Annotated in this window: 1 protein-coding gene and 1 pseudogene; both read left to right on the top strand. The window is 67.8% G+C overall.

Features of this window, described 5'->3' with window-relative positions; all coding sequences use genetic code 11:
* A pseudogene (locus tag CFP71_RS42880) lies at positions 1-238 on the top strand (twin-arginine translocation pathway signal protein); the annotation flags it as partial.
* A gap of 130 nt (positions 239-368) precedes the next feature.
* The gene (locus tag CFP71_RS42875; RefSeq protein ID WP_143267336.1) at positions 369-548 is read left to right on the top strand and encodes a hypothetical protein; all 180 of its coding nucleotides are present in this window, start codon (positions 369-371) and stop codon (positions 546-548) included.
* The last annotated feature ends 14 nt before the right edge of the window (positions 549-562 follow it).

Raw genomic sequence — 562 nt, 5'->3', positions numbered from 1 at the left:
CCGCCCGTACGAGTTCACCTCGCAGCTCTACTTCACACCCGAGTTCGGCGCGGCCTATCTGCGCACCGAACCGTACCGGCGGAAAGGCCCGGCCGACACGACCAACAGCCGAGACTCGATCTACCGCAGCGGCGGGGCCCAAATGCTGCTGCGCCCGCAGCAGTCCGGAACCGGTTACACGGCGGACTTCGCGATCGGCCTCGATCTGTCGAACACCCAGGTCGGCCGTCCCGACTAGGCCGTCGCTCGACGGCGTCGCGCCGTCATGCGAATGAGAGATCTCAGCGGGCACGCCGTCCGTCGCGTCAGCCGGTGGCTGCGCGGCGGACGCTGCCCGGGAGCCCACCCGGTTCGATAGGCTGGTGAAGGTGGGCGACGAAGAGGTGACACCGGCCGAAATGTCGTGGTGCTGGGCTGGTGCGCTCGTCCGGACGGTGAACGCGCTGGCGCCCGCGGATGTGCTGTTCGAGGCGAACCTCATGGGCAGCCCTCGGATCTTCCGCAGACTGTTCGGATCACCTCCGCACGCCGGGAAGATCCGTCTCTGACGATCCTGGTCGAA

It is taken from the genome of Amycolatopsis thailandensis (assembly GCF_002234405.1).
GTDB classification, from domain to species: domain Bacteria; phylum Actinomycetota; class Actinomycetes; order Mycobacteriales; family Pseudonocardiaceae; genus Amycolatopsis; species Amycolatopsis thailandensis.
This window is presented reverse-complemented; position numbering and strand designations above follow the sequence as displayed.